At 72.7% G+C, this 21,419-nt stretch carries 19 protein-coding genes; 13 read left to right on the forward strand and 6 right to left on the reverse strand.

The annotated features are described in order from the left end of the window. Positions 1–2: 2 nt before the first annotated feature. A complete protein-coding gene (locus ABZ457_RS09380; RefSeq protein ID WP_359155661.1) occupies positions 3–401 on the forward strand; it encodes a hypothetical protein in 399 nt (132 codons plus the stop codon). Between the two features lie 78 nt (positions 402–479). Here ABZ457_RS09380 and ABZ457_RS09385 read toward each other — a convergent pair whose 3' ends face one another. From ABZ457_RS09385 to ABZ457_RS09395, 3 genes are all read right to left on the reverse strand, one after another. Next, positions 480–1,370: a class I SAM-dependent methyltransferase gene (locus ABZ457_RS09385; protein WP_359155663.1), complete on the reverse strand. Its 891-nt coding sequence runs from the start codon at positions 1,368–1,370 to the stop codon at positions 480–482. A gap of 111 nt (positions 1,371–1,481) precedes the next feature. Next, positions 1,482–2,105, reverse strand: a complete 624-nt coding sequence (locus ABZ457_RS09390) for an XRE family transcriptional regulator (protein ID WP_359155665.1) — start codon at positions 2,103–2,105, stop codon at positions 1,482–1,484. A 46-nt stretch (positions 2,106–2,151) separates the two neighbouring features. Then, positions 2,152–2,838, reverse strand: a complete 687-nt coding sequence (locus tag ABZ457_RS09395; protein ID WP_359155854.1) for a TIGR03086 family metal-binding protein — start codon at positions 2,836–2,838, stop codon at positions 2,152–2,154. A gap of 270 nt (positions 2,839–3,108) precedes the next feature. On the opposite strand from ABZ457_RS09395, the gene ABZ457_RS09400 reads away from it, so the two are divergent. The 4 genes from ABZ457_RS09400 to ABZ457_RS09415 all read left to right on the forward strand — a co-directional run bounded on the left by ABZ457_RS09400 (position 3,109) and on the right by ABZ457_RS09415 (position 7,853). Further along, entirely contained in the window at positions 3,109–5,454 is a 2,346-nt protein-coding gene (locus tag ABZ457_RS09400) for a hypothetical protein (protein ID WP_359155667.1), read from the forward strand. Positions 5,455–5,559: 105 nt separating this feature from the next. Next, complete coding sequence (locus tag ABZ457_RS09405) at positions 5,560–6,096, forward strand: hypothetical protein (protein ID WP_359155669.1); 537 nt, start codon at positions 5,560–5,562, stop codon at positions 6,094–6,096. Positions 6,097–6,182: 86 nt separating this feature from the next. Next, positions 6,183–7,418: a phospholipase D-like domain-containing protein gene (locus ABZ457_RS09410; protein WP_359155671.1), complete on the forward strand. Its 1,236-nt coding sequence runs from the start codon at positions 6,183–6,185 to the stop codon at positions 7,416–7,418. Between the two features lie 75 nt (positions 7,419–7,493). After that, entirely contained in the window at positions 7,494–7,853 is a 360-nt protein-coding gene (locus ABZ457_RS09415; protein WP_359155674.1) for a hypothetical protein, read from the forward strand. A gap of 167 nt (positions 7,854–8,020) precedes the next feature. Here ABZ457_RS09415 and ABZ457_RS09420 read toward each other — a convergent pair whose 3' ends face one another. Then, complete coding sequence (locus ABZ457_RS09420) at positions 8,021–8,242, reverse strand: hypothetical protein (RefSeq protein WP_359155676.1); 222 nt, start codon at positions 8,240–8,242, stop codon at positions 8,021–8,023. Between ABZ457_RS09420 and ABZ457_RS09425 the strand changes: the two genes are divergently transcribed. The 4 genes from ABZ457_RS09425 (at position 8,235) to ABZ457_RS09440 (ending at position 11,778) form a co-directional block, all read left to right on the forward strand. After that, positions 8,235–8,576, forward strand: a complete 342-nt coding sequence (locus tag ABZ457_RS09425; protein ID WP_359155678.1) for a hypothetical protein — start codon at positions 8,235–8,237, stop codon at positions 8,574–8,576. The two genes, ABZ457_RS09420 and ABZ457_RS09425, sit on opposite strands and share 8 nt — an antisense overlap. A gap of 53 nt (positions 8,577–8,629) precedes the next feature. Further along, positions 8,630–9,319: a response regulator transcription factor gene (locus ABZ457_RS09430; RefSeq protein ID WP_359155681.1), complete on the forward strand. Its 690-nt coding sequence runs from the start codon at positions 8,630–8,632 to the stop codon at positions 9,317–9,319. Continuing rightward, positions 9,316–10,632, forward strand: coding sequence for a HAMP domain-containing sensor histidine kinase (locus ABZ457_RS09435; protein WP_359155683.1), 1,317 nt, complete (start codon positions 9,316–9,318; stop codon positions 10,630–10,632). Before ABZ457_RS09430 ends, ABZ457_RS09435 begins: the two co-directional genes overlap by 4 nt. A 123-nt stretch (positions 10,633–10,755) precedes the next feature. Beyond that, positions 10,756–11,778 (forward strand): TerC family protein, encoded by a 1,023-nt coding sequence (locus tag ABZ457_RS09440; RefSeq protein WP_359155685.1) that lies wholly within the window; start codon positions 10,756–10,758, stop codon positions 11,776–11,778. A gap of 221 nt (positions 11,779–11,999) precedes the next feature. Here the strand turns inward: ABZ457_RS09440 and ABZ457_RS09445 are convergent, their stop codons facing one another. Continuing rightward, positions 12,000–12,815 carry a CAP domain-containing protein gene (locus ABZ457_RS09445; RefSeq protein ID WP_359155687.1) on the reverse strand — a complete coding sequence of 272 codons (816 nt, stop codon included), beginning with the start codon at positions 12,813–12,815 and terminating at the stop codon, positions 12,000–12,002. Between the two features lie 504 nt (positions 12,816–13,319). Next, on the reverse strand, positions 13,320–13,766 hold the full coding sequence (locus ABZ457_RS09450; RefSeq protein ID WP_359155689.1) for a hypothetical protein: 447 nt from the start codon (positions 13,764–13,766) through the stop codon (positions 13,320–13,322). A gap of 364 nt (positions 13,767–14,130) precedes the next feature. Between ABZ457_RS09450 and ABZ457_RS09455 the strand changes: the two genes are divergently transcribed. The 4 genes from ABZ457_RS09455 (at position 14,131) to ABZ457_RS09470 (ending at position 21,390) form a co-directional block, all read left to right on the forward strand. After that, positions 14,131–15,093 (forward strand): fibronectin type III domain-containing protein, encoded by a 963-nt coding sequence (locus tag ABZ457_RS09455; RefSeq protein WP_359155691.1) that lies wholly within the window; start codon positions 14,131–14,133, stop codon positions 15,091–15,093. 133 nt (positions 15,094–15,226) lie between these two features. After that, positions 15,227–15,766 (forward strand): hypothetical protein, encoded by a 540-nt coding sequence (locus ABZ457_RS09460; RefSeq protein WP_359155693.1) that lies wholly within the window; start codon positions 15,227–15,229, stop codon positions 15,764–15,766. A 454-nt stretch (positions 15,767–16,220) separates the two neighbouring features. Continuing rightward, positions 16,221–17,483, forward strand: coding sequence for a VCBS repeat-containing protein (locus ABZ457_RS09465; protein WP_359155695.1), 1,263 nt, complete (start codon positions 16,221–16,223; stop codon positions 17,481–17,483). 286 nt (positions 17,484–17,769) lie between these two features. Next, positions 17,770–21,390: a LamG domain-containing protein gene (locus tag ABZ457_RS09470; protein ID WP_359155697.1), complete on the forward strand. Its 3,621-nt coding sequence runs from the start codon at positions 17,770–17,772 to the stop codon at positions 21,388–21,390. The last annotated feature ends 29 nt before the right edge of the window (positions 21,391–21,419 follow it).

The raw sequence follows: 21,419 nt of genomic DNA on the forward strand, positions 1-21,419 counted from the left end.
CCATGACAACAACACCGCTTCTCCTCACCGACATCGAGCAGGCCGTCCGCGGCAGTTGGGACGCCGACACCTGTACGCCCGAGTACCGGGCGCGGTGGACGGCGGGTAATCCCGCGCGGGATCAGTGCGGGGTCACGGCACTGGTGGTCAACGATCTGCTCGGCGGGGAGCTGCTGCGGGGCGAGGTGCAGGTGGACGGGCGGCGGGTGGACTTCCACTGGTGGAACCGCCTGGGGGAGGGCGTCGAGATCGACCTGACGCGTGAGCAGTTCGCGCCGCACGAGGTCGTGACGGAGGGGGTGGTCGTGCCCCGGCCGCCCTTCGCCGAGCTGCGCCGCTTGCAGGACGAGTACCTGCTCCTGCGCGCGCGGGTGCTGGAGCGGCTGGGCGCCGCCCGGTAACCCCCGCGCCGGGGCCACCGGGCGGTGACCGGTGTGCCGGCTGACCGGGCCCATGGGCGCCGGCAGGCACCCGGTGGTTCAGCGGGGGCGGCGCGCGGCCCAGACGGTGCGTTCGGTGCGGACCGCGAGGTCGTCGCGGCGCAGGACGCTGTGCGGGCCGTCGGTGTCGAGCAGCCGGTCGAGCGCGGCCAGGTCCTCGGGCGGCAGGGCGTCCGCCACGCTGTGCCGCAGGCGCCGGAGGCCGGCGAGCGCGTAGCGGCCCACGGTCGGGTCACCGGCGCCGTCGATGTCCACGGTGACGGTGCGTTCGCCCTCCACGGTCAACCCGGCGGCGGTGAGCATCGGCCCCCAGTCCGCGCCGCGGTGGGGCATGTGCTCGGCGTGGCGGGGCTCGATCGCGGCATGGCAGCGCTCCTCCAGGCCGGGCCGGTCCGCCGGGGCGTCGGCGGGCAGGAACCGGGGGAAGCCGGCCAGCTCCACGACGGCGAACAGCCCGCTCGGCGCGAGGAGTTCATGGACGCGGAGAAGGGCCCGGTCCGGGTCGGCCAGGTGGTGCATCGAGGCCGAGGCCCACACCAGGTCCGGTGTGCCGAGCTCGGGCCAGTCGGCGGCGTCGAGATCGGCCTGCACGGTGCGCAGGCGCTCCAGCACCCCCGCCGCGCCCGCCTTCTCCCGCAGGCGCCGGAGGTGCTCTGCCGAGGAGTCGACGGCGGTGACCTGCGCCTCGGGGAAGCGGTCGAGCAGGGCGAACGTGCCCGCTCCCGTGCCGCAGCCCAGGTCGATGATCCGGCGGGGCGCGGACTCGGCGGGCAGCCAGGCGGTGATCGCCGCGATGTGCCCGGCGAGGACCTCCGCGTCCAGGTCGAGGATCTCCGCCTGGTCGGCGAGCTCGTCGGCGGTGTGCTGCTTGTGCTGTGTGTGGTGCGTGGGGTGCGGGCCGCCGTGGGTGTGCGGGTGGGTGTGGGTCATACGTCCACGCTACGACCCTCATGCGCCTGGGGCACGGGTGCTTGCCGTATGCGCAAGAGGATGGCCGTCAGGGGTGCCGTGCGCGCAAGGGGGCCGCGGTGACCGGGGTCGTCACGGGCTGCCGTGACCGCCGGCCGTCTCGGGTCCACCGCCGCCGACCTCGTCGCGCTGGTGCCCGCGTCGCGCGTCGCGGTCGAAGATGCCCAGGATCTCGCAGGGCCCGCCCTCCGCCCCGATGGCGTGCGGCAGCATCGTCGGGAACTCCGCGGCCTGGTTGGTCTCGATGCGCAGCCGGCGGTTGCCCAGCAGCAGGACCGCGGTGCCGGAGAGGACGACGAGCCACTCCCGGCCGGGGTGTGCGCGCATCCGCGCCGGGTTGTCCGGGGGCGGATCGGTCATCCGCCGGCGTACCACGGTCAGGCCCGGGTCGCCCTTGACCGGCCACCGCAGCTGCCCGTGCGCGACGTCGACGACCGGGCTGGTGACGACATCGTCGGAGGCGGTCTCCACCAGCTGGTCCAGGGACGTGTCCAGGGCGCGCGCGAGGGTGACGAGCTGGTCCAGGGCGAGGCGGCGCCGGCCGTTCTCGATCCGGGAGAGCGTCGACTGGCTGAGGTTGGCGCGGCCGGCCAGCTCCTCCAGGGACCAGCCCTGCGCCACCCGCAGGGCCCGGATGCGTTTGCGCACCAGGCCGTCCAGATCGCCGTCGCTCTGCGTGCCGACACTTTGCGTCATGGGCAACAGCGTATGCCGTGTGCGCAGTGCCGCTCCCCGTGCGGGCTCAGGGGCGCGGCGTCCAGTCCGGGTGGCGGCCGCTGAGCCCCACCACGCGGTCCAGCTCCGGCGCGTCGTCCGGGACCGGGACCACCGGGCCGAAGAGACCGTTCCCCGCCCCGTCCGGCTCGCTCGCCCCGTCCGGTCCGTCCGGCTCCTGGGGTGTCAGCAGCGCGCGCGAGACGGCGAGGCTCGCCGGGTCCGGGGCGTACGGCTGGTCCGTCGCGCGGGCCAGGTCCCAGCCGTGGACCAACAGCTCGTTGAGGGCGACCATGCCCGCGTCCGACGCGGGGAAGGTGACGCCGCCCGCCTGCGTCATCCCGTCCCAGGCGTCCGGGACGCGCCAGGCGGCGGCCAGGTCCGTGAGGAGGGCCGGGAGCGAGGTGCGCCAGTCGGCGGGCAGGACCGGGCGGTGCGACCCCGGGTCGGTGGAGGTGTTCGGGCCGAGGTCCTTGCGGGCCGCGTCCCGGAAGGCGGCGGAGAGGCCGTGCAGATGGCCCAGCAGGTCCCGGACCGCGTACTCAGGGCAGGGCGTCGGCCCGTCGAGCCGCTCGTCGGGGACGCCGGGCAGCAGCCGGGCGACGCCCTCCGCGACGGGTCCGAGGTCGGGCCGGTCCGGGGGAGCGGAAGCCGGGGCGGAACCGGGCGCGGGGTCGGGGGCCTGTGCCGAGGTGTTCATCGCCGAGTCGTTCATGCCGTCCATGCCGTTCATGCCGTCCATGTCGTTCATACAGGGGTGACCGCGCCCGCCCCGCGAACTCATCGGCGGGAAACGGCGAGAACCGGCGGGATGCGGGCGACCGGCCGGGGCTCCCATGGCGCTCTCCCGGATGCGCGGCAGCCCCGCAGGTCAGGACCCCGAGCCGGCCCCGCCGGGCGCCTTCCGGACCAACGCGTCCCCCGTTCGGCGTACAGCAGGTCCGCAACGGCGCGCGCGGACGCCCGCGTTCCCTACGCTCCCCGCGTGACCCGTACCACGCCTGCCGCCGACGCGGCCGCCGCCGCAGCCCCGCACGCCTCCCCGCTGAACACCGGACTCGACGACTTCCTCGCCTGGGCCGCCGCGCGGGGCAGCGGGAGGGCGCTGCCCGCCCGGCCCGCCGACGCCGTGCTGGCCCTGCTCGCCCTGCGCGGCGCCGACCGCCGGGCGGGCGGGCCCGAGCCGACGCCGGCGCTCGTCGCCGAGGTGCTCAGCGGCGACCTGCCCGCCCTCCTCGGGGCGGACGAGGCGGAGACCGACGCCGTGCCCGAGGTGCTCCGCGCCCTCGCGGACCGGGTCCGGGAAGCCGGACGGCTCAACGCCAAGCGCCACGCCCGCCTCCTCGCGGCCGTCGACCAGGCGGAGCCCGCGTTCCGCCGGGCCATGGCCGACCCCGCGCGGCTGACCTGGCACCGCTGGTATGCCTCCCTGCTGCGCGCCGACGGCACCGACCCCGGCGACCCCGCGGCCGTCGCCGCCTGGCTCGACGCGTACGCCCGCGCCCCGCACACCGACCGGACCGCGCTCCCCGACGGCGTGCGCCGCGCCCAGGTCGCCGACCGGACCTTCGCGGTACGGGCCGCGCTCGACGAACTGCTGCTCGCGGCCTTCGCCCGGGACACGCGGGAGCCCCATCCTGCGGGTCCGCTGCTGCCCGCCCCGCCGCTGGACGACGACCACCCCGAGGACGCGCTCGGCGCCGAACTGGGCGCGTTGGCCGACGCGTTGACCGACCGGTGGAGCGCATACGGGCTGACGGAGGCGTTCGCCGGACCGCACGCCCGGCTCGCGCCCGGGCCGGAGACCCTGCCCCACCGGGAGCTCGCCGACCGCATGCTCGGCGAACACCTCGACTACTACGGCCACTCCGGCATCCCGCTGCCGCCGCCCGCCCGCGCCGCCGCGCCCGAGGAGGTCCGCGCCCTGCTGCACGCCGCGCCCCTGCCGAAGGCCCTCGCGGAGACCGATACCAAGACCGGGGCCGGGGCGGACGCCAGGACCGGGGCCGACACCGGGTCGGGGACCGGGCCCGCCGCCGATACCGGGTCCGGGGCCGACGACGGGACCCGCGCCCTCGCCGAGCGCTGCGGCTTCCCGGACGCCCGCGCCGTCTGGGACTCCGGCACCCCGCAGGACCTGGTCGAACTCGCCGCGGACATCCTCGCCGCCCGCGCCGAGAGCCTCCCGGCCGTGAGCGTCGAACCCTACGGGGACTGGTCCCTGGACGCCGCCCACCTCCTCTACTCGCTCTACGAGCGCGGCAGCACCCCCGACTCCGTGGTCCGCAAGGTCGCCGACGCGTCCGGCCCCGACGCCGGGGGCGCGGACGTCGCCCCCGAGCAGGAGGAGGAGCCGGTGGCGCTGCCCGCCGTCCGGCCCGCCGCGTACGAGACGCCGTCCGCCGAGCAGCTCGGCGTCCTGCTCGGGACCGGGACCCCGACCGAGGAGGACCGGGCCCGTCTGGACCCGCCCGCCCGCGCGCTCGCGCAGCTCGTCGACGGCCTGGCCGGCACCGGCTGCGTCTTCCGGCGCGGCGACGCGTACGGGCTCACCCCGCTCGGCGCGACCGTGATGCGGCATGTCCTCGCCACCGGCGAACTGACCGCCCCGGACGCCGGGGAGATCGCCGCCTGGGACGCCCGCACCACGGTCGCCGCCGTCGTCAACTGGCCCCCGGCCGTGGGCGCGGCCACCCTCGGCGACTGGGCCGCCCGCCACGGCGGTACCGACGAGGCGTGGGCGGCGCTTCTCGACGAGATCGCCGCGCAGCGGTCGACCGGGGGCCACGGGGGCAGGCTCCTCGGCTGCTTCGCCCTGCTGGAGCGCGCCGGGGTCCCGGACACGGCGCTGCGGTCGGCGCTCACCCACCCGGTCCTCGGCGCCCACGCGCTGCGGCTGCTCCACTCCCGCGGCACCGGAACCGGAACCGGGACGCCGGCCGGGACCGAAACCGGAGCCGCCGCCGACGACGAGACCGCCCCCGACGAGAGCGCCGTGCCCCTGACCGCCCGGGCCGTGCTGCTCGCCGAGGAGCTGGAGCGCCGCTGGTCGCAGGACCTGCGCGACGCCCTGCGGGCGGCCGAGGCGGAGGAGGACCCGGAGCGCGCCCGGGCCCTGCTCGCGGACATTCCGCCCGCGTCCCTGCTGCCCGCCTTCGACGCGGCGGCCGGGACCTGGCCGGGCGGCGGCCGGGCCCTGGTCGCCGCGCTCGCCCGCGCCGAACCGGACGTCCTCGCCCGCGTCCTGCCCGCCCTGCGCGACCACCACCCCGACCGGGGCACGGCGGACGCGGCCGCGCACGAGCTCAAGGCCGCCACCGGCCACGGGTGAGGCCGGGCACCTCACCGGACCCGCCCCGGGCGCGCGCCGACGGGGCGGGCCAACAGCCCGGTCTCGCGCCGCCGTTGGCGTACCACGCCCGCTACCGTGACGCCCATGTCCGCCTTCATACAGCAGCTCCCCGCCCTGCTCGGCGTCGTGATCGGCGCGTTCGGCTCCTATCTGGCCCTGACCCGCACCGACCGGGCCCGGTTCGGGCGGGAGCAGGCGGCGCGGTGGGAGGAGCGCCGTCTCACCGTCTACTCGGACTACTCCCGGTCACTGAAGAAGACCGTGACGCTCTCCTACCGCGTCGCCGCCTTTCTCGGCAACGACCCGCATCCGCACCCCCTCACGCCCGAGGAGGCGGCCCCGCTGCTCGCCGACGCGAGCGACGCCCGCGACCCGTCCGGCGAGGCCCTGCTGATGCTCGGCTCGCCGGAGGTGGTCGCCGCCGCGCGGGCGTGGCTGACCGTGGTCCTGGAGATGGAGGCGTTCCTGCGCGAGGCGCGGCGCGCGCCCGAGGAGTGGTCGGCGCTGCTCACCGGGCAGCGCGAGGCCCGGGAGCGCTACTACAAGGCCGTGCGCGCCGACATGGAACTCGCGCCAGGCGCCCCGGGCCCCTGGCGCAGCCTCCCCTCGGCCGCCGGGTGACGTCGAACACCTGTCTGTGCCGATCGCGCGCGCGGGGGTAGACGGGCAGAGGCCCGCGCACCGGGCCCCGACCGAGAGGAGTCCGTATGACGTCCGTCCAGCAGGCCCCGCAGCCCGGCGGCGACACCCGTCCGGGGCACCCGGGGGCCGTCGGCACCGCCGATCCGGACGAACGGATATCCCGGATCCGCAGACGACTGGAACGCCTCATCGGCATCGCCGCCACCGAGGGCAACACCGTGCTCCCGCTGCGCAACGGGGACGAGATCTTCCCCGCGATGCTGGCGGCGATCGAGGGCGCCCGGCACACCGTCGACATGATGACCTTCGTCTACTGGCGCGGGGACATCGCTCGGCGGTTCGCGAAGGCCCTGGCGGGGCGGGCCCGGGCCGGGGTGCGGGTGCGGCTGCTGCTGGACGGCTTCGGCAGCAGGCTCATCGAGAAGGACCTGCTGGACGACATGAGCGATGCGGGCGTGGACGTCGCCTGGTTCCGCAAGCCGCTGTATCTGTCGCCGTTCAAGCAGAACCATCGCTGCCACCGCAAGGTGCTGGTGGTGGACGAGGAGCGGGCGTTCACCGGCGGCGTCGGCATCGCGGAGGAGTGGTGCGGCGACGCGCGGGGCCCCGGCGAGTGGCGGGACACCCATGTCGAGGTGCGCGGCCCGGCCGTGGACGGGGTCGCCGCCGCGTTCGCGCAGAACTGGGCCGAGTGCCACACCGAACTCTTCGACGACCGCGACCGGTTCGTGGACCACGAGGCCACGGGCGGCTCGATCGTCCAGGTGGTCCGCGGCTCGGCCAGCTTCGGCTGGCAGGACATGCAGACCCTGATCCGGGTGATGGCCGAGTCCGCGCAGCGGCGGCTGCGCCTGGCGACCGCGTACTTCTCGCCCGACGCGTACTTCGTCGAGCTGCTCTGCGACACGGCGGCGCGCGGGGTCGAGGTGCAGATCCTGCTGCCCGGCCCGCACACCGACAAGCGGGTCTGCCAACTCGCCGGCCAGCACCACTACGAAGCCCTCACCGCCTGCGGGGTCGAGATCCACCACTATCAGCCGACCATGATGCACGCCAAGATCATGACCGTGGACGGGGTCGCCTCCCTGATCGGCTCGACCAACTTCAACCGCCGCTCCCTCGACCACGACGAGGAGGTGATGCTCGCGGTCCTCGACCGCGAGGTCACCGCCACCCTCGACGGCCACTTCGACGAGGACCTCGCCGTCAGCGACCGCATCCGCCCCGGCCGGTGGAAGCGCCGGTCAGTGGTGCAGCGGGTGCGCGAGAGCGCGGTGCTGCCCATCCGCCGGTACCTCTGAGCGGATGCCCTCAGCCGGCCGGAAGCGTCACCCGAATGGCTCGTTCTCCTTGGGGACAGACGTCGTTGTGGGGGTATGGCAATGAACGTTCCTGTCTCTTTCGATGTCAGCACCCGGTCCGACTGCACCTGTGGAGCCGGCGATTCCCTGTCCGGCCACCACCCCCACCGCCTCGACCTGCTCGCCGACGAGTCGCTGGACGGCTTTCTCGACACCCTGGACCGGTTGCAGGCCGAATTCGAGCGGCGGCTCGGAGGGATTGAGGACACCGAGGTCTCCGGGGCGGCCCCGGAATCCGAGGAAACGGTTCCGCAGTGGGAACCGGACGCGCCTCTCCGGGCGGCGGCGGAGGAGGACCGCCGGTGGGACCTGGAGTCCATCTGGGCCGATTACGACGCCGGACGGGGCGGGCGCAGCGTGCTGAACGAGATGTGACGTCGGAAGAAACCATTCTTCACACGCTCTGCGGTGGCCCCGGGTGTACCGGTCACCGCAGAGCGCCCCCCGCGCCCCGCCCTCTCGAAACGAGGTCGCCCCTCTCGGAACGAGGTCGCACCCCCCTCGGGGCGAGGTCTCGCGCACGTCGGAACGTCCCGCGCATGTCAGAACGAGGTCTCGCGCACGCTCGCCCGGTCCGACGGCTCCGTCGAGGCCGTGATCTCCGAGCGGTGCCGGTCCGCGGCGAAGGTCACTGTCAGGGTCCGCTGCTCGCCCTGCGTCGTGCTCGCCGTGAACCCCTGGTTCGGCACCGCCGAGATCAGGCACACCCCGCCCCCGCCGAAGCGGACCGTCGCCTTCCCGCCCTGGGACGCGATCGTGTGCACGCCCGAGCCGCCCTCCTGCTGGCAGCCCGCCCCCTGCCCGGACCCGGCGGGCGGGGCCGGGGGCGTCGAGGGGGCCGGCCGGCTCGGCGTCGTGGCCGGGCGCTCCGCCGTCCGCGTCGGCTTCGGCGAGGGCTTGGGGCTGCTCGGTTTGGGTTTGGGCTTCGGGGACGGCGACGGGGAGGCGGTGACCGTGGCGGTCGGGGCAGGGGAGAAGCCGTCCGGTGCCGACTGCGCGACCGGAGCGGTGGGCCGGGTCGAACCGACCACGAAGTGGACGGTGATCATCACGGCCGTGACGCTCGCCGCCGTGCAGGACAGCCAGATGATCACGTAGCGCAGGAGACGGGACACGACACCATAGTGACGGACCGGCTAACGTGCCTGCTCATGGCCTCCGTACTTGTCGTCGAGGACGACCCGGTGATCCGAGCCGCCCTGATCGAGGTGCTCACGGGCCACGGTTACGCGGTCAAGACCGCGCACCAGGGCTTCGAAGCGCTGCGCGAGGTCACCCAGGACCCGCCCGATATCGTCGTACTCGACCTCGGTCTGCCCGATCTGGACGGTCTGGACGTGTTGCGGATGATTCGCGGCATATCCCGGGTCCCGGTCCTCGTCGCCACCGCCCGTGACGACGACACCGAGGCCATCCGGCTCCTCAACGCGGGCGCCGACGACTACATGGTGAAACCGTTCTCCGGCGGCCAGCTCGCCGCCCGTCTCGCCGCCGTGCTGCGGCGCTCCGCGCCGTCCGGCGAGGAGCGCGACCGGCAGCCCGTCGTCCAGGTCGCCGACCTACGGATCGACCCCGCCGCCCGGACCGCCCATCTCGCCGGGCGTGAACTCTCCCTCACCCGGCGTGAGTTCGATCTTCTCGCCTATCTCGCCGCCAACGCGGACCAGGTGATCTCCCGCAAGCGCATCCTCGTCGAGGTGTGGCAGCAGCCCTACCTGGAGGAACCGACCGTCGACGTCCATCTCTCGGCGCTTCGCCGCAAACTGGGCGAAAAGGCATCCGATCCGCGCTATCTGCACACCGTGCGCGGAATCGGTATCAAACTGGTCACCACGCCATGAGGCGGGCCCTCGCCGGGATCGCCCTGGCCGTCACGTCCATGGTCGCGCTCTCCTTCCTCATCCCGCTCGCCCTGCTCGTCCGCGAGCAGGCGCGCGACCGCGTCACCACCGCGGCCGAGCAGCGGGCCGCCGCCCTCTCGCCCGTCCTCGCCCTCACCACGGAGCGGGCGGACGTGCAGCAGGCCGTCACCGAGCTGGGCTCCCGCGACCAGCTCGCCGTGCGGCTGCCCGACGGCGGCTTCGTCGGCACCTCCCACGCCCCGCCCGAGGCCCTGGAGCGGGCGGTCGGCAACCGGGAGACCCTCTCGGTCGAGACCGCGGACGGCTGGGTCCACCTCCAGCCGGTGGTCCTGCCCGAGGACCGGGTCGCGGTGGTCGAGGCGTACGTCCCCGGCGCGGACCTCACCCGGGGCGTCGCCGCGTCCTGGGGTGTCATGGCGCTGCTCGCCCTCGGGCTGGTCGGCGGCTCGGTCCTCGTCGCGGACCGGCTCGGCGCCCGGGTGGTGCGCTCCTCGCGCGGTCTGAAGAGCGCCTCCCTGGCGCTCGGTTCGGGCGACCTGGACGTCCGGGTGCGGCCGGACGGCCCGCCGGAGCTCCAGGAGGCCGGGCAGGCGTTCAACACCATGGCGGACCGGGTGGTGGAACTCCTCGCCGTCGAACGGGAGATGGTCGCCGACCTGTCCCACCGGCTGCGCACCCCGCTCACCGCCCTCTATCTGGAGGCGGACCTGATGAGCGGCACCCCGGGCGCGCGGCGCATCGGGGAGGCCGTCGCACAGCTCGAACGTGAACTGGACTCGATCATCGCGGCCGCCCGTACTCCGCTGGCCGCCGGCCAGAGCGGCGGGGGAGCGCCGACGAGGCCCGTGGAACTCGCGGACGTCGTCGCCCTGCGGCTGGACTTCTGGTCGGTGCTCGCGGCCCAGCAGGAACGTGTCTGCGAGCGCTCGCTGACCCCGCGCGCGGTGCCCGTCCGCTTCCCGGAGGACGATCTGGCGGCGGTCGTCGACGCGCTGATCGGCAATGTCTTCCGGCACACCCCGCAGGGCACCGCCTTTGCCGTCCGGGTCGAACGCGCGGACCGGCACGCGGTCCTGATCGTGGACGACGCGGGGCCCGGCGTCGCGGACCCGGAGGCCGCGCTGACCCGGGGCGTCAGCACCGGCGGCGGGGGCGGCACGGGCCTCGGCCTCGACATCGTGGCCCGCGCGGCCCGCGAGGCCGACGGCGAACTGACGATCACCCGGGGCCCCCTGGGCGGGGCCCGGGTGACGGTCTCGTTCTCACTGGCGGAGTCGGAGCCGGAGGGGTAGGCGGCGCGGAAGGGTGGGCGTGCGGCCCGGAAGGGCGGGCGCGCGGCCCGGCATGGCCATGGCATTCAGGAACCCATACGCCCCCGAATGTTAAAGAAAGGGCAAAGCGGGAACGGGGACGGTATGGACGTCCCGCTATTCGCCTGGATCGCCCTGATCGGCTTCATAGCCCTTGTGCTGGTCCTGGACCTCTTCGTCTTTCACCGAAAGGCCGCGGTCATCCCGATCAGGGAAGCGGCGATATGGAGCGCCGTATGGGTCACCCTCGGACTGTGCTTCGCCGGAATTCTCTACCTCTGGCAGGGGCACGTCGCGGCCGAGGAGTATGTCGCGGGCTACCTCATCGAGAAGAGCCTGTCCGTCGACAACATCTTCGTATTCGCCCTCATCTTCGGCTACTTCGGAATTCCGGACCGCTACCAGCACCGTGTGCTGATGTGGGGCATCGTCGGCGCCCTGCTGATGCGCGGACTCTTCATCGCGGTCGGCGCGGCCCTCCTCGACGCGTTCCATGTCACCCTCTACGTCTTCGGCGCCCTGCTGCTGTTCACGGCCTACAAGGTGCTCCGGCACGGCGCCGCGCAGGTGCGTCCCGAACGCAACATCGTGCTGCGCGGACTGCGGCGGACGATGCCGGTCACCGAGGAACTGCACGGCCAGCACTTCTTCGTCCGCTCCCGGGGCGTGCTGATGGCCACCCCGCTCTTCGCGGCCCTGCTGGTCGTCGAGACGACGGACGTCGTCTTCGCCGTCGACAGCATTCCCGCGATTTTCGCTGTCACGGAGACCACGTTCATCGTCTTCGCCGCGAACGCCTTCTCCCTGCTCGGAATGCGGGCCGCGTACTTCCTCATCAGCGGTGCCGCACGCCGATTCAGGCGCCTCCAGACGGGCCTCGGCGTGATTCTCGCGGGAATCGGCGTGAAACTGCTTCTCACCGATGTCTACAAGGTGCCGATCTGGGCTTCCCTGTCGTTCATCGTGACGGTTCTTTCCGTCACCTTCGCCGTCTCCTGGTACGAGACGCGGGGTGCCGCCGGCCGTGCGAAGCAGGCCGCCGCCGACGCCTCCCGCCCGGAACTCCCGGACGCCGGCGACGAACTCCACCCCGCGGCGGGCCGCAACGCGGGCGGTGGCCGTGAGTGAGTCACCTCCGTGGTCGCGCGGAGCGACGGGGGGCGGAAGCGCGGGAGCGGTCCGGAAACGACGGCGCGCCGCCGCCGGGTGCACGGGACCGGCGGCGGCGCTGCTCCGCCCGGCCGGGGCAGGGATCCGACCGGCCGGGCGGGCGTCTGCCGTCGGCGGACCCCGCTCGGGGCTCCGCCGTCAGGGGCAGGGGCGGTGGTGGGGGCGTCGGCGGTGGCCGGTCAGCGGCCCGCGCCGAAGTTCTGGGTCCACCACGGGCCGCCGTCGCCCATGTGGACACCGACGCCCAGCTCGTCGAAGGAGCAGTTCAGGATGTTCGCGCGGTGGCCCGGGCTGTTCATCCAGGACTCCATCACCGACTCGGCGTCGGCCTGGCCACGGGCGATGTTCTCGCCGAGGTTGGACCACGCGTAGCCCGCCGCCTCGACGCGGCTCGTCATCGTGGAGCCGTCGGGGCCGGTGTGGGACATGACACCGGACGCGGCCATCACATCGCTGTAGTCGTCGGCCGCCTGCGTGAGCTGCGGGTTCGCCGTGACCGGGCCGCAGCCGGCCGCGGCCCGCTCCTTGTTGACCAGCGCCAGGACCTGGGCCTCCGGCCCGTTCGGGCTGTCGCCCGAACCCTGGTCCGCGCCGCCGCCGCTACCGCCGACGCCCGTCCCGGGACCGGCGGGGGCCTGCTGCGTCGAGGGGGCGGCGACCGGCGTACGCGTCGCCTTGCGCTCGGCCCGCTTGGCCGCCGCCGCGGACTTCTCGGCCCTCTCCTTGGCCTCCGCCTCGGCCTTCGCCTGGGCCCGGGCCTTCTCCTTCGCCTCGGCCGCGGTCATGCTCGGGAGCGGCGAGGCGCTGGGGCTGGTGGACGCGGAGGGCGTCACCAGGGGAGTGGCCCCGCCCGCCGCGTCCGTGCCGGATATCGCACCGGCGTTCGGGTCGGGGAGGTCGGCCGCGACGCTGGCGGCCTCGCCGCCCTTGCCACCGCTGGTGAGGGTGACGCCGACACCGGCGGCCACCGTGAACGCTCCGAGTGCGAGGGCCACCCCGCGTGCCCGCCCCCCGGTCTTGGGGCGCGCGTGCGCACGGGGCTGTCGTCTGTCGGCTCGGCTGTCGGCCCGGTGGGAACCCATACGTGAATGCACCTCGATGATCGACGTCAAGCACAATCCCGGCAGGCGCTGACCGCGCCCACCGGGATTCGTGGGGGGTTGGCGGAGATCGTATGACGGGGTGCGGGGCGTCAGGGGCCGCCCGCCGGTTTCTTCAAGAAGCCATAAGAGTCACGCCAAGATCCCGTGAAACGATCTTGGCCGGATCTCCTTGCGGGTGGCCCCGGACCCGCGGTCCGGGGCCTGACCTGAGCGTTCGCGCCGGCCGGGCCGGGTCGGGTGTGCGCCCCCGGCCGGAGCGGGTGCGGTGCCCCGGCCGGGTCGGGTGCGGTGCCCCGGCCGGAGCGGGTGGGGTGCCCCGGCCGGAGCGGGTGGGGTGCCCCGCCCACGCCCCCGCCGGCAGACCGCCCGGCAGATCGCCAGGCGGTCGTCCGCCCGTCAGCCGATCCGCAGCCACGGCGACCAGGCGCCGACGCTCTTGTTCGGGCCGTCGGCCCCGTTCCGCGTCAGGACACGGAAGCTGACCTTCCCGTCCTCCCGCATGTTGTAGTTGCAGTAGCCGCCCACGCCCGCGCCGCCGGACTGGTGGCACTCGCCGTTGGGGCGGTTGTAGTCGAACTTGGTTTCCACGACGACGCGCAGGCCGTCGCTGCGGTTGTCCTCGGCCCAGATCTTGTCCCCGTAGGACACGAAGCACCCGGTCCCGGTCAGGATGCCGCCGACGTAGAGCCCGATGCAGGCGTCGTCCCCGGCGAGCGGGCGGACTTCGGTGCCGGCGCTCGCGACGGTGACGTCGCGGTCCACGGCGTGGGCCGGTCCCGCCAGTACGGAGAGGACGGCCGTTGTCGCGGCGGTGGCCGCGAGTGCTGCGATGCGGAGCTTCATGGTGCGTTCCTCCTGGTGAATCGTTCGTCCGGATCTGTTCAGGTTCAGGACGTGCATTCACCGAGGCCGCGGGGGTGCGCCGGCGGCCCGCTCCAGGCAGGCGCCGGTGTGCCGGTTCCCCCCGTTCCCCAGCAACAGTCAGCACGCTAGGGCGCGTTCACCGGGCAGCCAAAGCTTTGACGAATACGGCGAGTTGAGGCGGGGGAGTGGAGGAGCCGTGGACGGGCGCGGTGGACGTCCCGCGCGGTCCCGGGGGTAGCCCGCTGCGGCCCCGCACCTTTCGCCGTACAGGTCTGGACCAATACCCGCCCGGCTGCCAGCATGGCTCCCCGTCAGCCCGCTCGCCGCCCGCGGAGGCCCGATCGTGCAACGTCCCCCCACCCCGGCCGTGTTGGCCTGTGCCTGTGCAGCAGCCCTTCTCCTCACCGCCTGCGGGAAGGAGAAGGACACCCGGCCGCCGTCCGTCCCCGCCGGACTCACCGCCCAGGCCGGCAGCGCCACATCCGTCCATGTGATGTGGGACCACGCCGAGGACGACACCGGCGTCACCGCGTACGAGGTGTACGAGAACGGCCGCAGGGTCATGTCCCTCCCCGCCACCAAGCACATGGTCGACGTGGACGGCCTCGCGCCCGAGACCGCGTACCGCTTCACCGTCCGCGCCCGCGACGCGGCGGGCAACCTCTCCGGGCCCAGCACCCCGGCGTCCGTCACCACCCCCGAGCGGACCCCCGACGACCGCACCCCGCCGACCCGCCCCACCGGAGCGCGCGGCACGGTCGACGGCCCCCGGGCCGTCACCCTGACCTGGTCACCGGCCACGGACGCGACCGGCGTCACGGCGTACGACATCTACCAGGAGGACGCCCGTATCCACAGCGTGGGCGGCGACGAGACGCGGGCCCGCGTCACCGGCCTGCGCCCCGGCACCGTCTACACCTTCACCGTCCGCGCCCGGGACGCCGCCGAGAACTCCTCCCCGGACAGCCCGCCCGTGGACCTCACCACCGACCGCGCCCCGGGCGACGAGGAGCCGAACACCGCACCGACCGGGCTGACGGCGACCGCCCGCAAGGGCGCCGTCGACCTGACCTGGACCCCGCCGGACACGGGGGAACCGGTCACGGAACACCAGCTCCACCTCAACGGAGAACTGGCCACCACCATCGTCTGGGGCACCCCGCCGGCCGGACCGCGGGCCACCTACACCATGACGGTCACGGACCCGCCCGGCACCCGCTACAGCGTCAAACTCCGCGCCCGCCTCCCGGACGGCAAGTGGGGCGACTTCTCCGCGCAGCGGACGGTGGTCGTGGCGGGCGGGTGACGCGGGGCGCCGGGCCGGGGCGGAGGTTTCCGGCCGCTTGCGCCGGGGGCGCCGTTGACGGTCCCCGGCCCGCGTGCGAGCGTGCCGCTCCCGTCTCCGACCGGGGGCGGGCGGACCAGGGGAGGGACACACCATGACCACCACGCTCACCCGCACCAGATCCGCGGGCCGAGGCGCCTTACGGGCCGTCCGCGGTGCCGTCGCGGCCACCGCGGCCGCGGGGCTGCTGGCCGGGGTGCTCGGCGCCGGAGTCGCGGTCGCGCAGCCCGCACCGGACCGGGCCACCGCCGCCACGGCACCCGCTGTTGCCGCCGCCGACGACACGACGCCCGCTGTTGCCGCCGCCGACGACACGACGCCCGACGAGCAGCGCCTGCGGGAGATCGCGGGCTCGATCTGGACGCCTCAGCTCGCGGCCGGATGGAACATGAACAGCGAGGTCGAGGCCATCCTCTCGACCGCGACCGGCGAGATCCTCCGCTGCTCGGAGGCGTTCGCCCTGGTCCCGCGCCCGCCGGCGTTCTTCCCCGGACCGAGCTATCTGCGCCAGTACTGGAAGCAGATCCGCGACTACTTCCTGGTCGTGAAGGACAACCGCACGTACCGCGCCTGCGTCGTCGCGACAGCCGCGAACTACCGCTCGCCGATCGAGATGGCGTCCATGGGCATCTGAGCGCCTGCCGCTGCCGGGACGGTGGAGTCGCTGCCGGCTCCACCGTCGGAGTCAGGTCGTGAGGTGGGCGGGGGTGCGTGCGTCACGGCACTGGCGTTGAGCGAGCTCAAGGGCAATCCCGCGGCCGGTGGCTCCGGATGAGGGTGGACTGCCGTGCGTCCGTTGCCTCCTGAAGGATGAGTTGTGGTCGTCCTGTGCAGGACTGATTCGGCCCATGTGTGGCTGATTCCCAGGTCAACGTACGTCGGACCTCTGTGACTGCTTGACAAGAAGTTGATCTCGAACGGTAATCTTCGCTCACTTTTGGTCACAGTACTTTCACAAGTGGCATACGGGGGCGGGGATGGGGCGCCTACGTGCGCGCTGGCTCGGGGTGAGCGTGGCGTGTGTGATGGCTGCGGGAGGACGGACCGCGGCAACTCCGGCCGCGGCCGCGATGGCGTGTCCGTCCGGCGTGGAGTCGGATTTCAACGGGGACGGACAGCGGGATGTGGTCATAGCCGATCCCGAGGCGACGGTCACAGGACACGCCGACGCCGGCGTCGTGCACGTCATCTACGGCGGCGGCAAGGGCAATCTGCAGCTGTCGCAGGACTCGGCGGGCGCACCGGGGACGGCAGAGGTCGGCGACCGGTTCGGCCACTCCCTTGCGGTGTACGACGCGAACCTCGATGGCTGCAGTGACCTCGTGGTGGGCATCCCCTACGAGGACTTGCAGGTGGCGACGGAGTCGGGTGGGTCGGTGAACCACCGGGACGCCGGGCTGGTGCAGATCTACTACGGCGCTCCCGCCGGGCTCGGAGCCGGTGTGGCGGCGAAGGAGATCTACGAGGGTGAAGGCAGGCATCTCGGGGGCGTTGCCGAGGACGAAGACTGGATCGGCTACTCGCTTGCGGCGGGGAAGTCTTCGAGCGGGGTTCCGTTCCTGGCGGTCGGCGGCCCCGGTGAGGACATCGGAACGATCGTGGACGCCGGTGCGGTCTACTACATGTCAGGTACCGCGCTCACGAAGGTGACGGTGCACCAGGACACCGCAGTGGCCGGCGACGTGCCGGGCGTCGCGGAGCAGGACGACCGTTTCGGGTTCTCGCTCGCCGCCACGCCGACCCATCTGGCGGTGGGAGTGCCGGGCGAGGCGCTCGGCGCAGTGACCTTCGCCGGCGGTGCGACGGTGTTCAGTCACACGTTGACAGCCAACTCGCCCAAGCCACTTGTCGGTCTGGCGCAGGACCAGGAGGGCATCAGCGGTGAAGGGGAGACGGCTGACCGGTTCGGAACCGCACTCGCAATGGTTCCCTACCGGCCGTCCGGTGCCACCAGCACCACTGAGTCTCTGTTGGCGGTGGGGGTACCGGGCGAGGACCTGGTGACCACGGTGGACGCGGGGGCGGTGCACTTCTTCCGGGTCACCGCGACTACGGCGACGCAAACGGCATGGGTCGACCAGAACTGGGACGGCGTGGAGGGCGAGGCGGAGGCAGGGGTCTTCTTCGGTCAGCAACTCGCGGCCGTCAACTCCGCTCCGAACACCACTGGCAGCGCGAACACGGTGAGGGTGGCGATCGGTGTCCCGGGTGAGGACTCGCAGCAGGAGGACCGCGAGAGCGGTGGTGTCCAGATCGTGCCGCTGGTCGGCCCCCGGGGGCGGACGACCGCTGGATCGAACCAGGTCACGGTGTGGGCGACGCGGCAGGGCCGCAGATGTACGTGGGCCTGAGTCTTGCGTCCACACCGAGTCTTCTCTACGTCGGGGTTCCCTACGGGGAGCCGGATTCCAGAGCGGTACACGGCTTCTCCTGGCAAGTGACCAGCGCTGGCGCTCCCACAGTGAGCCACCGACCGGGTACCGGTGGCATCCCCGCCGGCGGCAAGGCGTTCGGCGCGGTGGTGAAGTGATGACGCAGAGACATGTCGGTTCTCACGCCTTCGAAGCACTCCGACGACTCGCGGAGGGCGGAACCTTGTCCAGGCCCACGGGCCGTGGGGTCGTGTTGCGTGCCACTGTGGCGGCCACGCTCGCCGGGGCGGTGGTGGCCGCGGGACTCACCGTCAACGGTGCGCCGCGCCCGGACGCGGACGGCCAGGCGCCGGTGGCGAGTTCGGGCCCGGCTCGGACGGAGTCTGCGGCGCTGACTGCGGCGGACCAGCGCGGCGAACCGGTCGAGGTGGTGGCGCTGCGCTCGGAGCGCCGAGAGGTCTTCGCCCAGCCGGACGGGACGTTCGAGGCACGGGAGTACACGGAACCCGTCCGCACGGTCAGGGCGGGCAAATGGGTCGCCGTCGACGAGACGCTGGTGAAGCGGGAGGACGGACGGTGGGGGCCGAAGGCCGCGACCGCCGACCTGTCCTTCGCGGGAGGGAGGGAGAACGAACCGTTCGTGACGTTGCGGCGGGCGGGCAGGGAGCTGTCACTGACCTGGCCGGACGGCATGCTTCCCACCCCGAGGATCGAGGGGGACACCGCGACGTACTCAGAGGTTCACCCCGGGGTCGACCTCGTAGTACGCGCCGAGGCCGACGGTTTCGGGCATCTGCTGGTGGTGAAGACACCGGAGGCTGCGGCGAGTCCGGAGATCGCGACGATCGATCTCGGCCTGAGGACATCCGGGCTGAAGGTGACCGAGGACGCCTCCGGCGCCATCGTGGCGAAGGACGAAGCGGTCGAGGGGACGGTCTTCGAGGCAGGGCGACCCGCGATGTGGGACTCGGCCGCCACCGTTGAAACCGCGTCGCGTCCTGACGGCCCGTCGTCGGCCAAGCGGTCGCTCGCGACGGCTTCGCGAACGAGTGAGGCTCAGTCCGATCCGGCCCTCGAGGGGCCCGGAGGCGGCGGCCGTACCGCACCGCTGGAGGTCGAGCTCAGCAAGGACACCCTGACCCTTGTACCGGACCAGGCTCTGCTCAGAGGCGCCGACACGGTATGGCCGGTGGTGATCGACCCGATCCAGCGGACCACGTCACGCACGTCGTGGACCGGTGTGATGTCGGGGATGCCGTCCGAGCAGGACTGGAAGTACTCCGGCGACGCAGGCGTGGGCAAATGCCCCACCGACTACAACCCGGTCTCCTGCAACGGAGTCGGGGTACGCCGGCTGCTTTTCACGATGCCGATGTCGTTCTACAAGGGGAAGCAGATCCTGGGCACCACGTTCTCCGCGAGGGTCGCCCACATCTACAGCGCCACTCCCAAGGCTGAGCCGATCCGCCTGTACCGGGTCGGCGGTAAGAACCGCGCTCTGTCGTCCTCCAGCAACTGGAGCAACACGAAGGACGAGTGGGTGGACCACCTGGAGACCGTCGACAAGGCGATCTCACCGGCTTCGTGCAGCAGTCAGGCCAACCTGCACTTCGAGAGTGGTCCGTCCGGCGAGCTGACGGGGGCGGTCAAGGCGGCCGCGGCGGACGGCTGGTCGTCGATGACTCTGGGGCTGCGAGCTGCGGACGAGTCGCGGTTCGCGGAGTGGAAGCGAATCTGCGGCAACGCGTACCTGTCGATCAGCTACAACAACCTTCCCCGGCAGATACCGACGTCCAAGATGTCGTCGGACCCGGGTGGCTCCTGCAAGTGGGGGGCAACCCGTCCGTACGCGCAAGAACCGCCGATGCTGACCACTTTCGCCTCGGACCCCGACCACGGCAGCGGTCGTACCGACAAGGTGAAGGTCCAGTTCAAGGTCGCGTGGAAGCCCAAGGGCTCAACGGCCGAGAGTTCCTATACATACGACACCCCGTACTCGTCGCCGACCGCCACCACGCCGTTTCGGCACCGCGTGAAGACGTCCATTCCGGAAGACGTGGTCATCTACTGGAGTGCGCGGGCCCACGACGGTGACGGCTGGGGTCCGTGGAGCACCGACGGTGACCCACAGCGCTGCGAGTTCATTCTGGACAAGTCCAAGCCGGGCAAGCCATTGGTGAATTCGCTGGAGTACCCCTCGGGTACCACCGAGCGCGACGGCGTGGGCACGGCGGGCACCTTCACCTTCGCGCCGAACCCGAACGACACGATTCCGGACGACGACGTGGTGTCCTTCCGGTACGGCTTCAACAGTGACGCCGACCCCACCGCACTCGCCAAACCGTCCAAGCCGGGCGCGCCGGCCTCGGTGACATGGACGCCTTCGACATGGGGCCGGAACTGGGTGGAGGTCGTCGCAGTGGACAAGGCGGGCAATCCCGGCACCAAGGCTCGCTACGAATTCCTCGTGAGCGAGGGCAAGCCGGCCGCCGCACAGTGGAACCTCGCGGACAAGGCGGGCAGCGCCTCGGCACACGACGAGCGCGGCGCGTTCGCGGCGGACAAGGGCTCGGGAGTCGCCTTCGGAGCAACCGGGCCGGGTGGCAAGGCCGATCTCGCGGCCTCCTTCGACGGCACACCGAATGCCTATCTCGACTCGGGCAGCACCGTCCTCGACACCACCAAGAGCTTCAGCGTCAGTGCCTGGGCGCGGCCCACGGATCTGAGCCGTGACATGACCGTCATCAGCCAGGACGGCACCGGAGTACCCGGCTTCAGGCTCGGCTACGACTCCTCGGCCGGCACCTGGGCCTTCGGGACATCGGTGACGGACGCGGACACGCTCGGCGAGTGGAAGGCAGTGGCCAGGGGAGCGGATGGCAAGGCCATTGCTCCGCCCGTCGGTGCCTGGATACTGCTGACCGGCGTGTTCGACGCGACCGCGTCCGGCGGGCCGCAACTCCGGTTGTATATGAACAAGACGTCCGTAGGAACCGCACAGCGCCGCTCCGTCTGGAAGACCTACGGTCCCCTTCAGATCGGCCGGACCCTGGCGAAGAGCGGATACCGCGACCACTTCAAGGGCGATCTTGCCGAAGTGCGGGTCTTCGACAGAGTCCTGCCGGCAGGTCAGGTCGCGGAACTCATGACGGTCAAACCAACACGCAAGGGGTACTGGCAGCTCGATGAGGCCGGCGGCGGCAGATCGCCGGAGACCGGTGGCGGGCAGGGGCTGACGCTGGCGGGTAACGCGAAGGTCTACAAGCCGAAGCCCGGCGACCCCGACGACCCCTTTGCATCGCCTGATCCGCCGGCCCTGGTCGGCGGCGGCCACCTGCTCCTGGACGGGGCGGGAGACTACGCGGCCACGGCAGCAGCTCCGTCCAGCGGAGCGGGCAGCTTCACCGTCAGCGCGCGCGCCGAGCTGACCGCCATCGACGGCACTGTCCCGCAAACGGTGTTCTCCCTTCCAGGTGTGGCCGCCAACCGGGTGCAGGTGCGCTTCCGTCCCGATCCGAAGGGCGGGAGCGACTCGCGCTGGGAGCTGGCGGTAGCCGGAACAGACTCCGCCTCGGCGGCGGTCAAGGTGTTCCAGGACGATCAGGAACTACCCGACACGGGCGGCTCGGGCCAGCACCTGGCGGTGGTCTACGACGCCGTCGCCAACGAGATCCGTCTCTATGTGGAAGGCCGGCTCGCCAGTACCGCCTACGGCAGGGACACGACGCTGTGGTCCACCGTGAAGGGCCTGCAGATCGGCCGTTCTGCCGTGGGCTCTGCGGAGTTCTTCGCCGGAGCGATCGATGAGGTCCGCGCCTACGACGGGGCCGTTGACCCGACAGTGGTCAACCAGATGTCGCAGGCGACCGCCGTGCCGGACATGTAGCCGAGTGAGGGGTGGGACCGCGCGGTCCT

Source organism: Streptomyces sp. NPDC005805 (assembly GCF_040630445.1).
Taxonomy (GTDB): Bacteria; Actinomycetota; Actinomycetes; order Streptomycetales; family Streptomycetaceae; genus Streptomyces.

What these genes read in the sequence shown, in the direction of transcription:
- ABZ457_RS09380 (WP_359155661.1), top strand. Translation starts at nt 3, where the DNA reads ATGACAACAACACCGCTTCTCCTCACCGACATCGAGCAGGCCGTCCGC.
- ABZ457_RS09385 (WP_359155663.1), bottom strand. Translation starts at nt 1,370, where the DNA reads ATGACCCACACCCACCCGCACACCCACGGCGGCCCGCACCCCACGCAC.
- ABZ457_RS09390 (WP_359155665.1), bottom strand. Translation starts at nt 2,105, where the DNA reads ATGACGCAAAGTGTCGGCACGCAGAGCGACGGCGATCTGGACGGCCTG.
- ABZ457_RS09395 (WP_359155854.1), bottom strand. Translation starts at nt 2,838, where the DNA reads ATGAACGACTCGGCGATGAACACCTCGGCACAGGCCCCCGACCCCGCG.
- ABZ457_RS09405 (WP_359155669.1), top strand. Translation starts at nt 5,560, where the DNA reads ATGTCCGCCTTCATACAGCAGCTCCCCGCCCTGCTCGGCGTCGTGATC.
- ABZ457_RS09410 (WP_359155671.1), top strand. Translation starts at nt 6,183, where the DNA reads ATGACGTCCGTCCAGCAGGCCCCGCAGCCCGGCGGCGACACCCGTCCG.
- ABZ457_RS09415 (WP_359155674.1), top strand. Translation starts at nt 7,494, where the DNA reads ATGGCAATGAACGTTCCTGTCTCTTTCGATGTCAGCACCCGGTCCGAC.
- ABZ457_RS09430 (WP_359155681.1), top strand. Translation starts at nt 8,630, where the DNA reads ATGGCCTCCGTACTTGTCGTCGAGGACGACCCGGTGATCCGAGCCGCC.
- ABZ457_RS09435 (WP_359155683.1), top strand. Translation starts at nt 9,316, where the DNA reads ATGAGGCGGGCCCTCGCCGGGATCGCCCTGGCCGTCACGTCCATGGTC.
- ABZ457_RS09440 (WP_359155685.1), top strand. Translation starts at nt 10,756, where the DNA reads ATGGACGTCCCGCTATTCGCCTGGATCGCCCTGATCGGCTTCATAGCC.
- ABZ457_RS09450 (WP_359155689.1), bottom strand. Translation starts at nt 13,766, where the DNA reads ATGAAGCTCCGCATCGCAGCACTCGCGGCCACCGCCGCGACAACGGCC.
- ABZ457_RS09460 (WP_359155693.1), top strand. Translation starts at nt 15,227, where the DNA reads ATGACCACCACGCTCACCCGCACCAGATCCGCGGGCCGAGGCGCCTTA.